This window comes from Neisseria lisongii (genome assembly GCF_028463985.1).
GTDB classification, from domain to species: domain Bacteria; phylum Pseudomonadota; class Gammaproteobacteria; order Burkholderiales; family Neisseriaceae; genus Neisseria; species Neisseria lisongii.
The window spans coordinates 343,801-364,148 of record NZ_CP116766.1 but is presented as its reverse complement, the minus strand read 5'-3'; the positions used below and the strand labels follow the sequence as shown (position 1 = coordinate 364,148).

The window sequence follows — 20,348 nt, the reverse complement described above, 5'->3', positions numbered from 1 at the left end:
TTGCAGGCTAATATAATACTAAGTTCGCCGAAAATTTCGGTTTTCAAAATTCAATGTTTTGCCGGCCTGATTGCAAAGCATTGAATTTTGGAAATCCCCGACGGTTTCCAGTTCATGCTGCCCGTGCGCTCCATAAGGTTTCAGACGGCCTTTGCCCGACCGAACCCCTCCAGCAATCAAACAGCTTTTTATCACCCATCGAAAATCCGTTTTGCCGGTACTCGTTTTTATCATTTGGAGTATTGCCATTATGACCGCAACAACTGCGACTTCTGCCAAACCTTATCTGCAAATCCAAGGCTTGGTGAAAAAGTTTGGTGACAATTACGCTGTCGATCATATCGACTTAGACATTTATCAACATGAAATCTTTGCTCTTTTGGGCAGCTCGGGCAGCGGCAAATCCACGCTGCTGCGTATGCTGGCGGGCATGGAAATCCCGAATCAGGGCAAAATCATTCTGGACGGCCAAGACATTACCAAACTGGCTCCCTACGACCGCCCGATTAATATGATGTTTCAAAGCTACGCCCTGTTTCCGCACATGACGGTCGAGCAAAACATCGCTTTCGGCCTCAAACAAGACAAAATGCCCAAAGGCGAAATCGACGAGCGTGTCGAAGAAATGCTGCGTCTGGTGCAGATGACCAAATTTGCCAAACGCAAACCGCACCAGCTTTCCGGCGGTCAGCAACAGCGTATCGCTCTGGCACGCAGTTTGGCCAAACGCCCGAAAATCCTGCTGTTGGACGAACCTCTGGGCGCTTTGGACAAAAAACTGCGCCAGCAAACCCAGCTCGAATTGGTCAATACGTTGGAGCAAGTCGGCGTAACCTGCATTATGGTTACCCACGACCAAGAAGAAGCGATGACGATGGCAACCCGCATTGCGATTATGTCTGACGGCCAACTGCAGCAAGTCGGCACACCGAGCGATGTGTACGATTATCCGAACAGCCGCTTTACCGCTGAATTTATCGGCGAAACCAATATTTTTGAAGGTGTGGTAATTGAAGACCATGCCGATTATGCGGTTATCGAATGCGAAGGCTTGGAAAACCAAGTCCGTATCGACCACGGTTTGGGCGGCCCGGCCGAACAGGATTTATGGGTCAGCATCCGTCCGGAAGATATTGATGTGTATAAAGAAAAACCGGAACACTTGGGCAATTACAACTGGGCGCAGGGTACGGTTAAAGAAATCGCCTATTTGGGCAGCTTTGCGATTTACCACATCAAACTTGCCAACGGTCGTGTGATTAAAAGCCAAGTGCCGGCACCTTATTGGTATGTGCGCAACATCACGCCGCCGACTTGGGATGAAACCGTGTACATCAGTTGGCCCGAAAACCAACCGACTCCGCTGTTCCGTTGATTGCAGAGGGTGTTGATATGATTCTGAAAAACTTAAAAAACCTGTTCCGGCGACCGGGACGCAGCTCGGTGGTTGCCGTGCCGTATATCTGGCTGCTGGTGCTGTTTCTGATTCCGTTCGTCATCGTTTTGAAAATCAGCTTTGCCGAACAGGAAACCGCCATTCCGCCGTTTACCTCGCTGACCTCGTTTGACGAAGACTTAGGCCGTCTGAATATCGTCATCAGCTACCGCAACTACGCCGAAATTTTCCAAAATTTCTGGTCCACATTGGGCGAAATGTTCAACCCGTTCGGCGGCCACGGCGACAATATCTACCTTCAGGCCTACTGGCTATCGATTAAAACGGCGCTGACCACCACCATTATCTGCCTTCTGGTCGGCTACCCGACCGCCTACGCCATTTCCCGTGCGCACCCTTCCGTACGCAACGGTTTGCTGCTGGCGATTATGCTGCCGTTTTGGACATCGTTCCTGCTGCGGGTGTACGCTTGGATGGGCCTGCTGAGTACCAACGGTATCGTCAATAACTTCCTGATGAAATACGGCATAATTGATGCGCCGCTGGATTTGTTCTACAACACCTTCTCGCTGAATCTGGTGATGGTGTACGCCTATCTGCCGTTTATGATTCTGCCGCTCTACACCCAGTTGGTAAAACTCGACAACCGCCTGCTCGAAGCCGCCTCCGACTTGGGCGCAGGGCCGATTAAATCGTTTTTCACCATTACCCTGCCGCTTTCCAAAACCGGCATTATCGCCGGCTCGATGCTGGTATTCGTTCCCGCCGTGGGCGAATATGTGATTCCCGAACTGGTCGGCGGCACCGACAGCCAAATGATCGGTAAAGTCCTGTGGCAGACATTCTTCGACCGCAACGACTGGCCGCTGGCTTCCGCCGTTGCCGTAACCATGGTGGCGCTGCTGGTGATTCCGATTGTCTTGTTCCAGCACTACGAAAACCGTGAAATTGAAGAAGGATCCAAATAATGCAGAAAACGAAATTATCTTGGTTTCTCAAACTGATGCTGCTGCTTTCGCTGGCATTTCTGTATATTCCGCTGGCCGTGTTGGTGATTTACTCGTTCAACGCATCCAAACTGGTTACCGTTTGGGGCGGCTTCTCGACCAAATGGTACGGCGAACTGCTGCAAAACGACACCATCTTGGAAGCCGCATGGCTCTCGCTGCGGATTGCATTAGTGTCCTCACTGGCGGCGGTTATTCTCGGCACACTGGCGGGCTACGCCATGGCACGCATCAAACGCTTCAAAGGCAGCACCCTGTTTGCCGGCATGATTTCCGCACCCATGGTTATGCCCGACGTGATTACCGGCCTTTCCATGCTGCTGCTGATTATCCAAGTGCAGATGTTTCTGCAAAACAGCGAATGGCTGCAGGCGCTTTACTTTAACCGGGGCTTTTTCACCATCTTCTTGGGGCATACCACCCTGTGTATGGCATACATCACCGTGGTAATCCGCTCCCGACTGGTCGAACTCGACCAATCGCTGGAAGAAGCCGCCATGGACTTGGGCGCACGGCCGCTGAAAATCTTTTTCGTCATCACCCTTCCGCTGATTGCCCCCGCCATCGCCTCCGGCTTCCTGCTGGGCATTACCCTCTCGCTGGACGACTTGGTGATTACCTCCTTCCTCTCCGGGCCCGGCTCGTCCACCCTGCCGCAAGTGATTTTCTCCAAAATCAAACTCGGTCTCGACCCGCAGATGAACGTCTTGGCGACCATCTTAATCGGCTTTATCGGCACACTGGTGATCGTCGTCAACTACTGGATGATGCGTCAGGCAACCAAACGGGAACGGGAAGCCGCAGAAGCCTACCGTCAGGAAAAATTAGCAGAATCCGCATAATATATCCGGTTTCACAGCACAATATTTTCCCATGCCGTTTTCAGACGGCCTAAAAAAACAAAAAGGGCGGAAAACATCGGTTTTCCGCCCTTTTCTTCCCCGAAAAAACCGCCCGCCCCGTTTTACTTCCCCACAAATTTCACGTTACAATAATGCTTCAACTTAAATGAACAAGCCGTTTTCAGCCACAGGCCGTCTGAAAACCGAACAAACAAAACCCTTACCAAATCAAACACAATCGTTTTTAAAAAAACAAACAAACGGAGAAATCATGATGGAACAATCATTCTTAAATGCCGACTTAATCGACATCGCCCCCGAAACCGCCTCCTGTGAAACCGATTTCAAAATATACGGCAAACGCAGCCGCTTCTGCGGCCGCATCCGCACCCTTAAAGTATTCCAAGACAACGGCCTCGTACGCCGCATGAGCGAAACCCCGTCCGACGGCGAAGTATTAGTCGTGGACGGCGGCGGCTCCCGCTTCGGCGCACTGATGGGCGACCGCCTCGCCGCCAAAGCCATGCGCAACGGCTGGGCGGGCGTGATTATCTACGGCGTTATCCGAGACAGCGTCGAAATCAACCAACTCGACTTCGGCGTCAAAGCCCTCGGCACCAACCCCCGCAAAAGCCCGACCGAATACCAAGGCCAAACCGACATACCGGTCAGCTTCGGCGAAGTCATCTTCACCCCCGGCCAATACCTGTACAGCGACGAAGACGGCATTCTCGTCTGCGACAACCCGATCGAAGGCGAGTTACCGCCAATCGATTACTGATTGACCAATCATTCCCCCGATTTTCAGACGGCATGACTGTTAAACAAACCGTCTGAAAATCGGGGGTTGTTCATGGTGAATACAGGAAAAACACGATGAATGAAGTTATATAGTTAAAACACCGAATTTTCCATACAAAAGCAGGCGTAGATACTATAAGCCCCCCAACAAATCAAGCCTTATCCAGACACATTTTCGCATACCGTTCTTCATTAAAGGGTTGTTGGTATTTCAATATGGATTGGGCAATGGTTACGAGTTTACGCATCAGAGCCACAATCACGGCTTTTTTCGCCAGTTTATTACGCTCTAGTAAGCGTTGGACAAACGGGCTGTAAATACTGTCCTTATATTTGCCAAAGCAAAACGACACGGCCGGCATATAGAGTATCTTCCTCAAATCACTCTGTCCGATACGGGAGATACCGACCCGCTTATCTACACTCGTTCCCGATTGTCTGACCATCGGGGTCAGTCCGGCGTAGGTCGCAGCAGCACGTCCGTTTTTAAACCGAGTGCCGTCGCCCAATATAGCGAGCAGCCAACAGGCTGTGGTTTTGCCGATGGCGGGAATACTGCTCAGCAGACGATGGTTGTATTTCAACTGCTCATCCTGTTTCACCAACTGATGAATATGTGTTTCAACAGTTTTGACTTCGCATTCAAGAAAAGCAATCAGACGTTCGGACGAAACCATTGCATACTCGTCCAACAGCATCTGCAGCCGGACTTTTTCTTTGGTCAGCGCTGTTTTTAAATGTTCGAGATGGCGAAGTTGGCGCAATAAGGCTTTTTCGTTATTGCCTTTCGGTTGCCACAGATCAAATTCATGAACGTAGCTTTCGGCTAAGCGGGCAAGTAATTTGGCATCCGCTTTGTCGGTTTTGGAACGTAAGTTCAAACCTTTGGCAAAGTTGGCGGCACATTTGGGATTAATCACCACTACTGAATGTCCGGCCGTATATAAGTATTCGCACAACCTTTCGTGATAGACGTTTGTCGCTTCCATCACGATATAGAGCGGCTTATCCGAAAAGCTGTTCAGCCATTCGCTCAGAGCAGCAAATCCTTTCGGATGGTTCTCAAACTGGTGGTGTTGATACACTTTTGCGGATTTTTTGACCGCAACATCGAACTTTAACTTGGCAATATCGATGCCGATAAAATAAAATGGGGTGTCCATCATGCTCCTAACCTTGTGAATGCAGACTATGCACAGCATGTCTATGATACTATTCGGGGTGTTTGGACATTGAAAACAGGCTTTTATCTACGTCGCGGGCTTTGAAGCCCAAGGTTGGCGTACAACTCTGTTTTCAATCCCGCCCCTGATAGCTGCTTCTGTCGGGGGCTTTTTATTTTATCTTGTGGTTGGTGTTTCTTATACAAGGTTGTGGTTAGCGAGGCACGAGCGTAACCCAACAAAACCTTATGCTTCAAGGTTTTTTAAATTAATGTTGGGTCTCGACCCAACCTACGCCCTGTTTAAAAACCGTATGAATTATTCAGTGTATTCACTATAGTGAAATAACCCCAAAGCAATACAAGGCGGTAAGCCGAAGGCCGTATGAGTAATACGGGACAGATTTTGTCCGGATAGTCTCATCCGGTTACAAAACCGTCCTCTTTGAGCCGGGCAAAGCCAACGATGTCGTGCTTTGAGGTTATTTCACTATATGCTCCAGCATAACTTCATTAACCCATACCCGTCATATACAAACCCGAAGCCGTCTGAAAACCTGTTTCGATTTTCAGACGGCTTCGGGTTTGTCAATTTAACGACAGATTAAATCAAGCCGCTGCCTTGGGCTTTTTGTTTGGCCTGACCGAATTCCAGTTTACTCAACGCTGAAAGGTAGGCTTTGGCGGTGGCGACCAAAACGTCGGTGTCGGCACCCTGTCCGTTTACCACACGCTCGCCACGCTGCAGGCGGACGGAAGTTTCGCCTTGGCTTTCCGTACCTTGGGTAACGGCGTTGACCGAATAAATCTGCAGGGTTGCGCCGCTTTGTGCCACGCTTTCGATGGCTTTGAAAATGGCATCCACCGGGCCGGAACCGTTGGCGGTGGCACGGTATTCGCTGCCGTTTACACTGAACACGATTTCAGCAGTCGGCAATTCACCGGTTTCGGTATGGATTTTTTGCGAAATGAATTTATACTGCTCGGTCGCCAAAGTCATTTCATCGGATACCAAAGCGTGCAGATCTTCGTCAAAGATTTCCCGTTTTTTGTCGGCGAGTTCTTTAAAACGGGCAAATGCGGCGTTGAGGGCTTCTTCGCTTTCCAGTTCAATGCCCAATTCCTGCAGTTTGGTTTTAAAGGCGTTGCGGCCGGAAAGTTTGCCCAAGCTCAGGCGGTTGGTTGCCCAACCCACTGATTCGGCGGACATAATTTCATAGGTTTCACGGTGTTTCAACACGCCGTCCTGATGAATGCCGGATTCATGGGCAAAGGCGTTGGCACCGACAATGGCTTTGTTCGGCTGCACCGGATAGCCGGTAATGGTGGATACCAGTTTGGAAGACGGCACGATTTGGGTGGTGTCGATTCCGGTTTCCAAGCCGAACACATCGTTGCGCACTTTCAATGCCATCACGATTTCTTCAACCGAGGCATTGCCCGCACGTTCGCCCAAGCCGTTGACGGTACATTCCACTTGGCGTGCGCCGCCTTTGAGTGCCGACAGCGAGTTGGCCACCGCCAGACCCAAGTCGTTGTGGCAATGTGTGGACCACACGACTTTGTCGCTGTTCGGCGTTTTGGCAATCAGCTCGCGGAAAAAGTCTTCGGTTTTATACGGAATCGAATAGCCGACGGTATCGGGAAGATTGATGGTGGTGGCACCGGCTTCAATCACTGCGCCGCAGATTTCCGCCAAAAAGTCGATTTCGGAACGCAATGCGTCTTCGCAGGAAAATTCCACGTCATCGGTGTATTCTTTGGCGATTTTCACTGCTTTCACTGCCGCTTCAACCACTTGTTTCGGCTTCATTTTCAGCTTGTATTCCATGTGGATCGGGCTGGTGGCGATAAAGGTGTGAATCCGTTTTTTCGGCGCAGGCGCAACCGCTTCGCCGGCTTGGCGGATATCCCGCTCTACCGCACGGGACAATGAGCAGACGGTAGATTTGGTGATGATTTTAGCAATCGAATGAACTGCATCAAAATCGCCCGGGCTGGCGGCGGCAAAACCTGCTTCAATCACATCGACACCCATTTTTTCCAACTGGCGGGCAATGCGGATTTTTTCTTCTTTGGTCATGGCGGCACCCGGCGACTGTTCGCCGTCGCGCAGGGTGGTATCAAAAATAATAACGCGGTTTGTTTGTGTCATTTCGCTTCTCTCCAGAGCGTTTTGGTTGTGTAAAAACGCATTCAAATCAATCGGTCTGCCCTGCGCTTCCGCCAAAGCAGTCAATTTTTGAAGCTGCGCCAAAGGCAAAGAGCCGCGGGTACGCCATTTATAGATGGCTGCCGTGGTTGCCGCATTTTCAGGGTCATGCTGCTGCAATGCTTCCGCCAAGGCGTTTACGCCGCCGAAATAAGCGACCAAGCGGTCAATGTCCAGTTGCATAGTGTTCCTTAACTTAAAAAACAGATTAATCTGAGTGCCATTATACGTAAATTAGACAAAACGGCAACCGTTTTTTGCATATTTTGTTTTATCTGATGATTGAATTATTTTATTTTAGACAAATTGTATAATTTACGCTGAAATGAATATACGCTATAGTCCCGTTTTCAGACGGCCTGATGCTGAAGCCGTCTGAAAACAAAATCCGTCTTTGCCGCAAAAATATAGTAAACTCTGCCCACATTTGAATAAAGAGTATGATTTTATGGCTGATTTGATTTCCGACCACAACGGCGTATCATGGGAATGGCGCAACGAAAGCACGCAAAAACCGCCCAAACAGGTTATCTTCCTGCGGGAAGCCGGTGCCGACAAAGTATTGAAAGCGGCTTATGAACACACCGCCGTGATTTGGCAAGGCGATTTTCATCAAGCCAAACAAGTGCTTGCCGCCATCAAAAAACGCCTGCGCCGACCCGCCAAAACCGGCGGCGATATTCAGACGGCGTTTCATACCCACCGGATGCAGCAGGCGCAGCAAAGCCGTATTCTCAATATGCTGGCGGTTGAAATCGACTGCGGTTTCCAACTCTCGCTGCCCCGTGCGCCCGATGTCAAAGCCGCTCTGGCCGATGTGTACGAAACCGAAAATACCCGCCCGTTTCTGCTGCCGCTCAACCAACTGCTCGGCTTTATCGGCGCACACGAATGGCATAAAAAAGGCATAGACCTGCCCCAACTGAACGGCAAAATCCATGTTCCCTTCGGCGTATTCTCCCCCTTGCGCGGCGAATATCTCGACTTAATCGCCCAAGCACCGATCAACGGTTTTCAGACGGCCTTCGATATCGGCACCGGCTCCGGCGTGATTGCCGCCCTGCTCGCCAAACGGGGCATTTCCCACATTACCGCCACCGACACCAATCCCCGAGCCATCCGCTGCGCCCGTGCCAACTTTCAACGCTTGGGCTGCGCACAACAGGTTACGCTGACAGAAACCGACCTTTTCCCCGCCGGAAAAGCCGATTTGATTGTCTGCAATCCCCCGTGGCTGCCCGCCAAACCGACTTCCACCATCGAAACCGCCCTCTACGACCCCGACCACGCCATGCTCAAAGCCTTTCTCAACGGCGTAAGCAAGCACCTGAACGACAACGGCGAAGCATGGCTGGTTATTTCCGATCTTGCGGAACACTTGCACTTGCGCAACAACAGTTTCCTCACCGACTGTTTTCAGACGGCCTCGCTGGAAATCATAGATACCCTGCACACCCGCCCCGCCCACAAAAAAGCTGCCGACCCCGCCGACCCACTCGCCTTCGCCCGCAGCCAAGAAACGACTTTTCTGTATCGGTTGAGAACATGCAGCAGTTGATGGTTGGGTTAAATGTTAAACACGATGCCGTCTGAAAATAGTGTTTCAGACGGCATCAGAATGAAGATATAGTGAAATAACAGGTGTACGCACGGCGTACACCCCACAGACGGAATTGAAGTTTATGCAGGCTTCGGTTTGATAAATACGGATAAACTTTGGATTACGGCATATTTTTGATGCAAATAGAATCATCATTCGAGGCCGTCTGAAAAGCATGGTCGGTTCCCATACTTTTCAGACGGCCTCATCAATGATGGGCTTATACCAAATCTTTTACCGCTTCCTGCTCTTCCAACAATTCGTTTAAGGTCAAGGCAATACGTTGCCGGCTGAATTCATCGGATAAATCCAAACCTTGCACAATTTGATAATCGCCGTCTTCACAAATCACCGGAAAACCGAAAATCACATCTTCAGGAATGCCGTATGAACCATCCGACGGCACGCCCATGGTAACCCATTTGCCGCTGGTACCCAAAATCCAATCACGCAAGTGGTAGATGATGGCATTGCCTGCCGAAGCCGCCGAAGATGCGCCGCGTGCCTCGATAATGGCTGCGCCGCGTTTGGCGATTTTCGGCATATAAACATCGGTGTACCAAGCCTCATCTTGAATCATATCGACCACCGAATCACCGTTGCTGGTGGCGTAGCGGTAATCGGCATACATGGTCGGGCTGTGGTTGCCCCATACGCACATTTTTTCTACTGAGGTAACCGAACGATTGATTTTTTCAGCAATTTGGCTGACTGCACGGTGATGGTCGAGACGCATCAAGGCGCTGAAGTTTTTCTTCGGAATATCCGGTGCCGATTTCATGGCAATGTAAGTATTGGTATTGGCCGGATTGCCTGCTACCAAAACCTTCACATCACGGCTGGCCACTTTGTTCAAGGCTTCGCCCTGTGTTTTAAAAATCGCCGCATTGGCATTGAGCAGATCCGAACGTTCCATGCCTTGCGTGCGCGGACGGGCACCGATCAAAATCGCAATATCCGCATCTTTAAATGCCACTTCCGGATCATCGGTGGCAAACACATCCAGCAACAGCGGAAAAGCGCAATCTTGCATTTCCATGATGATCCCCTGCAAAGCTTTTTGCGCATGCGGCAAATCCAAAAGCTGCAAAATCATAGGCTGGTCGCGCCCCAGCATAATCCCGCCGGCAATGCGAAACAAAGTCGCATACGCAATTTGTCCGGCCGCACCGGTAACCGCAATACGGACAGGGGGTTTCAAAGTCATCATCAATCTCCGCAAAAAACAAAAGTTTAAAGAAATATAGTGGATTCACTTTAAAAGTAGTACAAGGCAGCGAGCCGAAGACAGTACAGGTATAGTACGGGACAGGTTTTGTCCGGATTGTTGTTTAATCCGGTTACAAAAACCGTTCTCTTTGAGCCGGGCGAGCCAACGCTGTAATACTTTTAAAGTGAATTCACGATAGGATTATAGCAAAGACTGACCGCAATAATATGGCAAAAATAGCAAAGGCCGTCTGAAAAGCAGCAACATATTTCCGCTTTTCAGACGGCCTTGACGGCATGATTATTCACACTTCAGATTTTTGACTTTTTCCGGAAAATCATGCAGTGCAATTTCACACATTTTTACCCGCTGGTTTTCATCCGCAGCAGGCAACGATTGACGCAAAAAAGTCGTGTTCCCACTTTGAAACAACGCCTTGTCCTCCCCCACCTTGCGGTAACACATCTCGGCCCGTTTGAAATATTCTTGGCAAACCGGCGGCAATTCTTCCAAAGCCAAAGGCTTGTGTTTGTGCATTCTGTGCGCTGAAACTGCTGAAACCGAAGCCGCCATTGCCGCCATCAGCACCCATTTAAAAACATGGTTCATCATATCTTCCTTTAACGAATTCATCTTGCCATTATAAAACCGAATCTCAAAAATCAGAAGCTTGGGTATCAAGTTTGATATAGTGAAATAAGCTCAAAGCAATACAAGGCGGCAAGGCGAAGCCAACGCTGTCGTGCTTTGAGCTTATTTCACTATAAAAAGCCGTCTGAAATTTTTCAGACGGCCTATCAGGCTGAATGATCGCTACAAAATTACAAAGCCTGCTCTTCCTTATTCAGATTTTTTTCCGGTTTCGGCTCAATAACCGTTGCGGCCGGTACTTTTCCCGCCCCCAAATCAGCCGGCACTTCTATAAACGGCAGGTTCAATGCACTACTGGTAGCCCGGCGGATTTCATTGGTCAATGCGGCGCTGTCGTTGATTTTTTGACCGTAAGACGGCACCATTTCTTTCAATTTCGCTTCCCAGCCTTGTTCCATCTGCTCAGGGAATGCTTTCGGCAACAGGCTCAACATAATGGAAGGCGAAGTGGAAGCACCCGGCGATGCGCCGAGCAAAGCGGCAATGGTGTGGTCTTTATCGGCCACGATTTCCGTGCCAAACTACAAAACAGGGCCTTTTTCAGGATCTTTTTTGATGATTTGCACACGCTGACCGGCGGTAATCAGCTTCCAAGAATCCTGTTTCGCACTGGGATAATATTTCAGTAATTCCGTTTGGCGGTCGGCATCTTTCAGTACTGCCTGCTGTACCAAATAACTCACCAAATCCAAATTGTCCGAACCGACTTTCAACATCGGAATCACATTGTTGTTGTTCACCGAGCTGAACAGATCAAACCATGTGCCGGATTTCAGGAATTTTGTGCTGTACAGCGCAAACGGGCCAAACAGTATCGATTGCTTGCCGTCAAGGAAACGTGTATCCAAATGCGGCACTGACATCGGCGGCGCACCGGTTTCCGCTTGGCCATACACTTTCGCACGGTGGCGTTTGGCTAATTCTTCATCTTGGAACGATAAAAACTGGCCGCCCACAGGGAAGCCTGCATAGTTTTTCGATTCAGGAATGCCGGAAAGTTGCAGCAATTTCAATGACGCACCGCCTGCACCGATAAACACGAATTTGGTTTTAACCGTTTTTTCCTGACCGTTGGCCAAGTTCAATACCGTTACATTCCACGTTTTATCGTCGTTCTGATTCAATGCACGCACTTCATGCTGCACATTCAGCTTGAAATTCGGGCTTTTTTGCAAAGAAGCCGCCAACTGTTTGGTAATCACACCGAAGTTTACATCCGTACCCAACGGCATATAAGTCGCCGCTACTTTCTGATTCGGGTCGCGGCCTTCAATCAACAAAGGCGCCCATTTGCGGATTTGTTCTTGGTCAGTCGAAAATTCCATACCGTAAAACATCGGATGCTGCGTCAGCGCCGCATGGCGTTTGCGCAAAAATTCGATATTGGCATCACCCCAAACAAAACTCATGTGCGGCACGGCATTGATGAAATCCTGCGGATTGCCCAAACGGCCTTCCCGTACCAAATGCGCCCATAATTGACGGGATACCTCAAATTGTTCGGTAATGCGCAAAGCACGTTCGGTTTCGATTACACCGTTTTTCTCCGGTGTGTAGTTCAACTCAGCAAAGGCAGCATGGCCGGTACCGGCATTGTTCCAGCCATTCGAGCTTTCCAAAGCCACCGCATCCAAGCGTTCAAACGCCTCGATTTTCCAATCCGGCTCCAGCTCTTGCAGTAACGTTGACAGCGTCATGCTCATAATACCGCCGCCAATTACCACCACATCTACCGGCTGCTCGTTTTCAGCTTGCGGTTTATTCGGTTTGACCAGCGGCCAATTTAAGAAAACTACAGCAGCTGCAACAGCAAGCGCCAGCAGTAAAATGAAGAATTTTAATATTTTTTCTCATGATGTGTATGTATTTAAAAGATAAAAACGCAGCGATTGTACCATATAAAACTTGATATAAATCAAATCTTGACGATTGAAATAAACAAAAGAGGCCGTCTGAATGTTGCAAAATTTCAAATGGTCTGAGACCTTTGCAAGCTCCTCAGATTTGAGTGCAGTTCGAAGTTAGAGCAGTGCAGAAGGTGCAGACATATATAGTTAGAACACCGAATTTTCCATACAAAAACAGGCGTAGATTGTGGTTAGCGAGGCACGGGCGTAATCCAACAAAATCTTATGTTTCAAGGTATTTTCAATCGTGTTGGGTCTCGACCCAACCTACGCCCTGTTTAAAAACCGTATGGATTATTAGGTTATTTCACTATAGTAAATAAACATATTCTTCGATACAATTCCACCATGGCCTGTTCAGAAGACTTCAAACAACCCGTACTCAAAAAACTCCGTCAAGGATGGACGATTCGCAGAGCCGCAAAAGCATTCGGCATCGCCATCTCCACCATTACGCTTTGGAGACGCCCTCCGGCTCCTCAAGCCCCTCCAAAGCAACGGAAAACCCGCAAAATCAGCGCCCAGGCACTGCCCGAAGATGTCGAGCGTTATCCTGATGCCTATTGCTATGAAAGAGCGCAACGCTTCGGCTGTTCCCACACTGCCATACACAAAGCATTAAAGCGGTACGGCATCAGCTACAAAAAAAGACCAACCGCCATCCGAAAGCCGACAGAGGGCTCAGAAAAAACTTCCTGAAGTTACTGCACCGCTACATCCGCCGTAACCGTCCGGTTGTTTATTCAGACGGGAGCGGATTCGGAAAATCCTGTTACCGGCCTTACGCTTATGCGCCAAAAAGCCGGCGTTGTTATGTGCTTCATGACTGGCAGGGACATCATCAGACCAATGCCGTTGGCGCATTATTTCACGGCAAACTGTTTGCCGTCGGGTTGTTTGACTGCAGTATTGACCGCCGGATATTTGACGCTTGGGTGGAGCGGATTTTGATTCCGGAGCTGCCGCAAAACAGTGTGGTGGTGATGGGCAATGCGACGTTTCATAAGGGGCGTGCTTCAGCGCTTCTGAAGGAGAAAGGCCATACTGTATTATGGCTTCCGCCCTATAGCCCCGATCTGAATCAGATAGAGAAAAAGCGGGCTTGGATTAAAGGTGTTAGGAATCGGCTGCGGATTACGGATGTGGATTGGCTGTTTCGGATGTATATCGATAAATAAGTTTATTTGCTATATCATGAAGGTAGGCAAGCTTTCGAGCAGCGCATAACGAAGAAATGTGCCAAAGATGGGGGGCTTGCAAAGGTCCCAGCCTCAGAATAATAAGATTGATTAGGGCAATAAAAAAGCAGCCCGAAAATACATATCAGGCTGCTTTTTCAAAAGATTGGTCGGAATGAGAGGATTCGAACCTCCGACCCTATGCAGGTGCGCTACCAGGCTGCACTACATTCCGGCTGAAAAGTAGGAATTATAAAGCTTGTCGGGTGGTTTGGCAAACGGGAACAGGATTAGGTTTGCTAATAGCAAGGCCATCTGAAACAAGATACTATAAGCCCCCCAACAAATCAAGCCTTATCCAGACACATTTTCGCATAGCGTTCTTCGTTAAAGGGTTGTTGGTACTTCAATACAGATTGGGCAATGGTCACGAGTTTACGCATCAGAGCCACAATCACGGCTTTTTTCGCCAGTTTATTACGCTCCAGCAAGCGTTGGACAAACGGGCTGTAAATACTGTCCTTATATTTGCCAAAGCAAAACGACACGGCCGGCATATAGAGTATCTTCCTCAAATCACTCTGTCCGATACGGGAGATACCGACCCGCTTATCTACACTCGTTCCCGATTGTCTGACCATCGGGGTCAGTCCGGCATAGGTCGCAGCAGCCCTTCCGTTTTTAAACCGAGTGCCGTCGCCCAGTATGGCGAGCAGCCAACAGGCTGTGGTTTTGCCGATGGCGGGAATACTGCTCAACAGACGATGGTTGTGTTTCAACTGCTCATCCTGTTTCACCAACTGATGAATATGCGTTTCAACAGTTTTGACTTCGCACTCAAGAAAAGCAATCAGACGTTCGGACGAAACCATCGCATACTCGTCCAACAGCATCTGCAGCCGGACTTTTTCTTTCGCCAGCGCTGCTTTTAAATGTTCGAGATGGCGAAGTTGGCGCAATAAGGCTTTTTCGTTATTGCCTTTCGGTTGCCACAGATCAAATTCATGAACGTAGCTTTCGGCTAAGCGGGCAAGTAATTTGGCATCCGCTTTGTCGGTTTTGGAACGTAAGTTCAAACCTTTGGCAAAGTTGGCGGCACATTTGGGATTAATCACCACTACTGAATGTCCGGCCGTATATAAGTATTCGCACAACCTTTCGTGATAGACGTTTGTCGCTTCCATCACGATATAGAGCGGCTTATCCGAAAAGCTGTTCAGCCATTCGCTCAGAGCAGCAAATCCTTTCGGATGGTTCTCAAACTGGTGGTGTTGATACACTTTTGCGGATTTTTTGACTGCGACATCGAACTTTAACTTGGCAATATCGATGCCGATAAAATAAAATGGGGTGTCCATCATGCTCCTAACCTTGTGAATGCAGACTATGCACAGCATGTCTATGATACTATTCGGGGTGTTTGGACATTGAAAACAGGCTTTTATCTACGTCGCGGGCTTTGAAGCCCAAGGTTGGCGTACAACTCTATTTTCAATCCCGCCCCTGATAGCTGCTTCTGTCGGGGGCTTTTTATTTTATCTTGTGGTTGGTGTTTCTTATACAAGGGTGGGTGTAAACCCACCGCTTCGGAATGTTTCTACATGATGGGTTTACACCAATGACGTGTTTCAGAAGGGCAGTGATAATGGCATGCATTTTTCGTAATCCTGAAATGTGGAGTTCAACCCAACCTACGCTTGCTCGTTTGCTAAAAAAGACTTCGGCATCTGCTTTATCTACCCCTTTCTCTCCAGTCGTTCCAATAAATCTTGTGGGGCGACATATTCTAAAGCATTTCCTGATTTGAACGGCACTAAGAATTTATACTTTCCTAGTTTGCTTAAATCGCTGCGAGCAGTATTTAAAGAAACACCATATTGATTGGCAATTTCTAGTGCGGTAAAAATTTTTCCGCTTTCTTCCACTGCTTTCTGCAGAATACCGATTTGCCGCTGGTTTAACTTTCCTATCTTTTCAGTATATTTAGCAATTGCTGCTTTGAATTCCTGTTGGTGTTTCTGTTTGTTGGAAATATAGTTTTCCAAATCGGCAACCGCCCGCTTGATAATGTCACATTGATAGTAGATGAAATAGGTTAAATCCAAATTGTCAGTTTCTACGTACAAATAGGATTTGGCGTATCGGGCAGGAGCGTTTTTCAGCAAGCGACTGATGGATATATATTCAAACAGCCAATAACCGTTTTTAAGCATAAACCAATAAAATAAAGCGCGCGCCGTCCGCCCGTTGCCATCGCCGAACGGATGGATATAGCCGATAAGGAAATGCAGGATGATAGCTTGGACAACAGGATGGATAAATGGATTTTCTGCACCATCATAGGTGTTGTTGGCAAATGTACATACTGCCTCCATTAGTTCATAAACCTGTTCATGTGGCGGCGGCTGATACAGGCTATTGCCATCGATATCAGCAATAAATATTTCATCATCTTGCCTGAATTGTCCAGGTTCAGCATGGTTTTCAATGGCATTCTTAGTAGCAGTACGATGTAAATCCAAAATCATTTCAATGCTTAACGGCGTATTCTTCAACTTTACCGCTTCTTTCATCAGGTGATAGTTGTTAACTATCATGATTTCATCTTTGGTTTTGGGTTTGCGCTGCGACTTGAGCATATCCTTGGCTACTTTACGCGTGGTAGCCGCACCTTCTAATTGTGCAGATGTAATCGCCTCTTCCATAATTAAAGACTTGAGTAAAAACCTGTTCTGATCGCTTCTGTCGAAACCACCCAAGTTAGATGTGCCGATATTGCTGCCGCAGCTTTTATCAATCAAATGAAGACGTGCCTGTAAAGAGTCGGGAATACAAAATCTAAATTGATGTCTATACGGGAAATCTATCGGTTTTTGGATTTTTCTGCGACTTTCTTTCACTGCTCGCCATTTCATCCGTGTATCTTCTCTATGAATCCTACGGAATTTGTCCCAATGCAGATATTTTCCATTCTCATCTGTAACGGAAAATTCGGAATAATCTTTGATTTCAGAAAGAAAATTAGAAATATCCATATCAGGATTATTTGTGGCAGAGTTAATTAGCTTGGCGGTTTGCTCCATCTTTTCGGTAAAATGCTGTATATATTCTTGTTGCAATAGAGCAAAGTCGGGGGGTGTGGAGATTTTCATAATATATACCAAGATTGCGCAATTTTTTACAATTGAGTGATTTTAGTCATATTGAAGGAGGATGGAAAGTATTTTAACAAAGTATACGGAAATCATTGTATTAAATACACATCAATTTGAAACCGAATGCAGCAGAATGGGGATAGTGACTTGTTACAATAAGGGACTGAAGTAAAAAAAGCAACCAGCCCTGTCGTTTGGTAGTGTAGGCTGCTTTTCGTTTTGTAATCCCGTAGGTCGGGCTTGACGTCCAATCCGCATCTTTTTGAAATCAAGCATTCAAAATGCTTTTCAAATACTTCCCTGTATAACTCCCCTTAACCTTAGCCACTTCTTCCGGCGTGCCTTTGGCGATAACCCTGCCGCCGCCGTCGCCGCCTTCCGGGCCTAAATCAACAATATAATCAGCGGTTTTAATCACATCAAGGTTGTGTTCGATGATGACAATCGAGTTGCCTTTGCCTTTCAGACGGCCTATGACTTCCAGCAACAGGGCGATGTCGGCGAAGTGCAGGCCGGTGGTGGGTTCGTCTAAAATGTATAAGGTGCGGCCGGTGTCTCGTTTGGATAATTCCAAGGCGAGTTTGACCCGTTGGGCTTCGCCGCCGGAGAGGGTGGTGGCGGATTGGCCGAGGCGGATATAGCCGAGTCCGACATCCATCAGGGTTTGCAGTTTGCGGGCGACGGTGGGGACGGCATCGAAAAATTCCCGTGCTTCTTCGACGGTTAAGTCCAAGACTTCGCTGATGTTTTTTCCTTTGTATTGCACTTCCAGCGTTTCCCGATTATAGCGTTTGCCGTGGCACACTTCGCAGGGGACATAGACATCGGGCAAGAAGTGCATTTCGACTTTAATCACGCCGTCGCCTTGACAGGCTTCGCAGCGGCCGCCTTTGACGTTGAATGAGAAGCGGCCGACGTTGTAGCCCCGCTCCCGTGATACGGGTACGCCGGCGAAAAGTTCCCGAATCGGGGTAAACAGGCCGGTGTAGGTGGCGGGGTTGGAACGGGGAGTACGGCCGATGGGGGATTGATCGACGTTGATGACTTTGTCGAGGTGTTCCAAGCCGTGGATTTCTTCGTAAGGCGCCGGTTCCTGCTGCGCTCGGTTGAGTTCCCGTGCGGTGATTTTGGCAAGGGTGTCGTTAATCAGGGTGGATTTGCCGCTGCCGGATACGCCGGTAATGCAGGTAATCAGCCCCAGCGGTAATTCGAGGGTAACGTTTTTCAGGTTGTTGCCGCTGGCACCTTTCAACACCAACATTCTGTCGGGATTGACCGGCGTTCTTTCAGACGGCACTTGAATGGCTTTGCGGCCGCTTAGGTATTGTCCGGTTACGGAATCAGGGCAATCGGCGACTTTGGCGGGGGTATCGGCAATCAGCACTGTACCGCCGTGTTCGCCCGCTCCGGGACCCATATCGACCACAAAATCGGCTTCCCGAATGGCATCTTCATCGTGTTCGACCACAATCACGCTGTTGCCCAAATCCCGCAGGCGTTTGAGGGTGGCGAGCAGGCGGTCGTTGTCCCGCTGGTGCAGGCCGATGGAAGGTTCGTCCAACACATACATCACGCCGGTCAGGCCGCTGCCGATTTGGCTGGCAAGGCGGATACGTTGGGCTTCGCCGCCGGACAGAGTTTCGGCGGAACGGGAAAGATTAAGGTAATCCAAGCCGACGTTAATCAGAAAGCCCAAACGTTCGGTGATTTCTTTCAGGATTTTTTCCGCAATTTGCTGTTTGTTGTCGCTTAATTCCAGATGTTCAAAGAAATTTAAGGTTTTGTTCAGCGGCCATGAAGAAATTTCGTGCAAGGGCTGCCCGCCGACATAAACATAACGGGCTTCTTTGCGCAACCGTGCGCCGCCGCAGCTCGGACAGGCCCGGTGGCTTTGGTATTGCGACAATTCTTCACGCACAGTCGGCGAATCGGTTTCCCGATAGCGGCGTTCCAAATTCGGCAAAATACCTTCAAATGCGTGTTCCCGCTGGAACGTGCCGCCCCGCTCGCTCAGATAGGTAAAGGCAATCACTTCTTTGCCCGAACCATTAAGAATGATGTTTTGGATTTTTTTCGGCAAATCTTCAAACGGCGTATCCACATCAAAGCCGTAATGTTTTGCCAGCGACTGAATCATTTGGAAATAAAAGGTGTTGCGTTTGTCCCAACCTTTGACGGCACCGGCTGCCAAGGACAATTCGGGGTGCATCACCACCAGTTTCGGATCGAAGAAATTCATGCTGCCCAAGCCGTCGCAAGTCGGACATGAACCCATCGGATTGTTAAACGAAAACAGGCGGGGTTCTAATTCCTGCAAACTGTATGAGCAGACCGGACAGGCGAATTTGGCGGAAAACCAATGTTCTTTGCCCGAATCCATTTCCAAGGCAAGCGCACGGTCGTTGCCAAAACGCAGCGCCGTTTCAAAACTTTCCGCCAAACGCTGCTGGATATCGGCTTTGATTTTAATGCGGTCGATGACCACATCAATATTATGCTTGATGTTTTTTTCCAGCTTCGGCACTTCGTCCAAAGTATAAACTTCGCCGTCCACCCGCACCCGTGCAAAACCCTGCGCCTGCAAATCGGCAAAAAACTCGACAAACTCGCCTTTGCGTTCCCGCACCGCCGGTGCAAGAATCATCATGCGGGTGTCTTCGGGCAACTGCAACACCGTATCCACCATCTGAGAAACGGTTTGGCTGGAAAGCGGCTGATTATGTTCGGGGCAATAAGGCGTGCCGACACGGGCATAAAGCAGGCGCAGATAATCGTGGATTTCAGTAACCGTGCCGACCGTCGAACGGGGGTTGTGGCTGGTGGATTTTTGTTCGATGGAAATCGCCGGCGACAAGCCTTCGATTAAGTCCACATCGGGTTTGTCCATCATCTGCAAAAACTGGCGGGCATACGCCGACAGGCTTTCCACATAGCGGCGCTGCCCCTCGGCATACAGCGTGTCAAACGCCAACGACGATTTGCCGCTGCCCGAAAGGCCGGTGATCACCACCAGCTTGTGGCGGGGAATGTCCAAATCGACATTTTTCAAATTATGGGTACGCGCGCCGCGGATACGGATCGTGTCGTTGTCGTGGTGTTTGTGATTGCACATAATCTTGCTGCTTCCTGCTGATGGTCGGCGAAGGCCGTCTGAAAATCCGAAAAACAGCCTTGCGTCAAACGCAGCGGCGGTTTGAAATAATCCGCCATTGTAGCACTTTATCGGA

The 20,348-nt window shown here is 49.0% G+C and carries 14 protein-coding genes, 1 tRNA gene and 1 pseudogene; 7 read left to right on the top strand and 9 right to left on the bottom strand.

Translation table 11 applies throughout. From position 1 onward, the window contains the following. Positions 1-250 precede the first annotated feature (250 nt). The 4 genes from PJU73_RS01620 to rraA all read left to right on the top strand — a co-directional run bounded on the left by PJU73_RS01620 (position 251) and on the right by rraA (position 4,026). On the top strand, positions 251-1,375 hold the full coding sequence (locus PJU73_RS01620) for an ABC transporter ATP-binding protein (protein WP_237091861.1): 1,125 nt from the start codon (positions 251-253) through the stop codon (positions 1,373-1,375). A 17-nt stretch (positions 1,376-1,392) separates the two neighbouring features. After that, the gene (locus PJU73_RS01615) at positions 1,393-2,364 is read left to right on the top strand and encodes an ABC transporter permease subunit (protein WP_237091860.1); all 972 of its coding nucleotides are present in this window, start codon (positions 1,393-1,395) and stop codon (positions 2,362-2,364) included. After that, a complete protein-coding gene (locus tag PJU73_RS01610; RefSeq protein ID WP_237091859.1) occupies positions 2,364-3,245 on the top strand; it encodes an ABC transporter permease subunit in 882 nt (293 codons plus the stop codon). Before PJU73_RS01615 ends, PJU73_RS01610 begins: the two co-directional genes overlap by 1 nt. A 271-nt stretch (positions 3,246-3,516) precedes the next feature. After that, entirely contained in the window at positions 3,517-4,026 is a 510-nt protein-coding gene (gene rraA / locus PJU73_RS01605) for a ribonuclease E activity regulator RraA (RefSeq protein ID WP_237091858.1), read from the top strand. Between the two features lie 172 nt (positions 4,027-4,198). Here rraA and PJU73_RS01600 read toward each other — a convergent pair whose 3' ends face one another. Further along, on the bottom strand, positions 4,199-5,212 hold the full coding sequence (locus PJU73_RS01600; protein ID WP_272607494.1) for an IS110 family transposase: 1,014 nt from the start codon (positions 5,210-5,212) through the stop codon (positions 4,199-4,201). A 600-nt stretch (positions 5,213-5,812) separates the two neighbouring features. After that, the gene (locus tag PJU73_RS01595; protein WP_237091997.1) at positions 5,813-7,603 is read right to left on the bottom strand and encodes a 2-isopropylmalate synthase; all 1,791 of its coding nucleotides are present in this window, start codon (positions 7,601-7,603) and stop codon (positions 5,813-5,815) included. Between the two features lie 265 nt (positions 7,604-7,868). Between PJU73_RS01595 and PJU73_RS01590 the strand changes: the two genes are divergently transcribed. Then, a complete protein-coding gene (locus PJU73_RS01590; RefSeq protein WP_237091996.1) occupies positions 7,869-8,978 on the top strand; it encodes a methyltransferase in 1,110 nt (369 codons plus the stop codon). A 262-nt stretch (positions 8,979-9,240) separates the two neighbouring features. Here the strand turns inward: PJU73_RS01590 and PJU73_RS01585 are convergent, their stop codons facing one another. From PJU73_RS01585 to mqo, 3 genes and pseudogenes are all read right to left on the bottom strand, one after another. Next, complete coding sequence (locus PJU73_RS01585) at positions 9,241-10,227, bottom strand: malate dehydrogenase (RefSeq protein WP_237092000.1); 987 nt, start codon at positions 10,225-10,227, stop codon at positions 9,241-9,243. A 303-nt stretch (positions 10,228-10,530) separates the two neighbouring features. After that, complete coding sequence (locus PJU73_RS01580) at positions 10,531-10,839, bottom strand: hypothetical protein (protein ID WP_237091999.1); 309 nt, start codon at positions 10,837-10,839, stop codon at positions 10,531-10,533. A gap of 320 nt (positions 10,840-11,159) precedes the next feature. Next, a pseudogene (gene mqo, locus PJU73_RS01575) lies at positions 11,160-12,701 on the bottom strand (malate dehydrogenase (quinone)); the annotation flags it as partial. Between the two features lie 435 nt (positions 12,702-13,136). Between mqo and PJU73_RS01570 the strand changes: the two are divergent. Beyond that, entirely contained in the window at positions 13,137-13,487 is a 351-nt protein-coding gene (locus PJU73_RS01570) for an IS630 transposase-related protein (RefSeq protein ID WP_237091995.1), read from the top strand. Beyond that, positions 13,379-13,966, top strand: a complete 588-nt coding sequence (locus PJU73_RS01565; RefSeq protein ID WP_307727557.1) for a transposase — start codon at positions 13,379-13,381, stop codon at positions 13,964-13,966. The genes PJU73_RS01570 and PJU73_RS01565 overlap by 109 nt, the downstream gene beginning before the upstream one ends. Positions 13,967-14,133: 167 nt before the next feature. Here the strand turns inward: PJU73_RS01565 and PJU73_RS01560 are convergent. From PJU73_RS01560 to uvrA, 4 genes are all read right to left on the bottom strand, one after another. After that, positions 14,134-14,201, bottom strand: a tRNA-OTHER gene (locus tag PJU73_RS01560). A gap of 112 nt (positions 14,202-14,313) precedes the next feature. Next, the gene (locus tag PJU73_RS01555) at positions 14,314-15,327 is read right to left on the bottom strand and encodes an IS110 family RNA-guided transposase (protein ID WP_272606889.1); all 1,014 of its coding nucleotides are present in this window, start codon (positions 15,325-15,327) and stop codon (positions 14,314-14,316) included. 375 nt (positions 15,328-15,702) lie between these two features. Next, a complete protein-coding gene (locus PJU73_RS01550) occupies positions 15,703-17,118 on the bottom strand; it encodes a Fic family protein (protein ID WP_237091342.1) in 1,416 nt (471 codons plus the stop codon). 271 nt (positions 17,119-17,389) lie between these two features. Then, a complete protein-coding gene (gene uvrA, locus PJU73_RS01545; protein ID WP_237091343.1) occupies positions 17,390-20,233 on the bottom strand; it encodes an excinuclease ABC subunit UvrA in 2,844 nt (947 codons plus the stop codon). Between the last annotated feature and the right edge of the window lie 115 nt (positions 20,234-20,348).

Excerpts from the sequence above, each read along its gene's own strand:
- PJU73_RS01620 (WP_237091861.1), top strand. The coding sequence starts at position 251 with ATGACCGCAACAACTGCGACTTCTGCCAAACCTTATCTGCAAATCCAA.
- PJU73_RS01615 (WP_237091860.1), top strand. The coding sequence starts at position 1,393 with ATGATTCTGAAAAACTTAAAAAACCTGTTCCGGCGACCGGGACGCAGC.
- PJU73_RS01610 (WP_237091859.1), top strand. The coding sequence starts at position 2,364 with ATGCAGAAAACGAAATTATCTTGGTTTCTCAAACTGATGCTGCTGCTT.
- rraA (WP_237091858.1), top strand. The coding sequence starts at position 3,517 with ATGATGGAACAATCATTCTTAAATGCCGACTTAATCGACATCGCCCCC.
- PJU73_RS01600 (WP_272607494.1), bottom strand. The coding sequence starts at position 5,212 with ATGATGGACACCCCATTTTATTTTATCGGCATCGATATTGCCAAGTTA.
- PJU73_RS01595 (WP_237091997.1), bottom strand. The coding sequence starts at position 7,603 with ATGCAACTGGACATTGACCGCTTGGTCGCTTATTTCGGCGGCGTAAAC.
- PJU73_RS01590 (WP_237091996.1), top strand. The coding sequence starts at position 7,869 with ATGGCTGATTTGATTTCCGACCACAACGGCGTATCATGGGAATGGCGC.
- PJU73_RS01585 (WP_237092000.1), bottom strand. The coding sequence starts at position 10,227 with ATGACTTTGAAACCCCCTGTCCGTATTGCGGTTACCGGTGCGGCCGGA.
- PJU73_RS01580 (WP_237091999.1), bottom strand. The coding sequence starts at position 10,839 with ATGAACCATGTTTTTAAATGGGTGCTGATGGCGGCAATGGCGGCTTCG.
- PJU73_RS01570 (WP_237091995.1), top strand. The coding sequence starts at position 13,137 with ATGGCCTGTTCAGAAGACTTCAAACAACCCGTACTCAAAAAACTCCGT.
- PJU73_RS01555 (WP_272606889.1), bottom strand. The coding sequence starts at position 15,327 with ATGATGGACACCCCATTTTATTTTATCGGCATCGATATTGCCAAGTTA.
- PJU73_RS01550 (WP_237091342.1), bottom strand. The coding sequence starts at position 17,118 with ATGAAAATCTCCACACCCCCCGACTTTGCTCTATTGCAACAAGAATAT.
- uvrA (WP_237091343.1), bottom strand. The coding sequence starts at position 20,233 with ATGTGCAATCACAAACACCACGACAACGACACGATCCGTATCCGCGGC.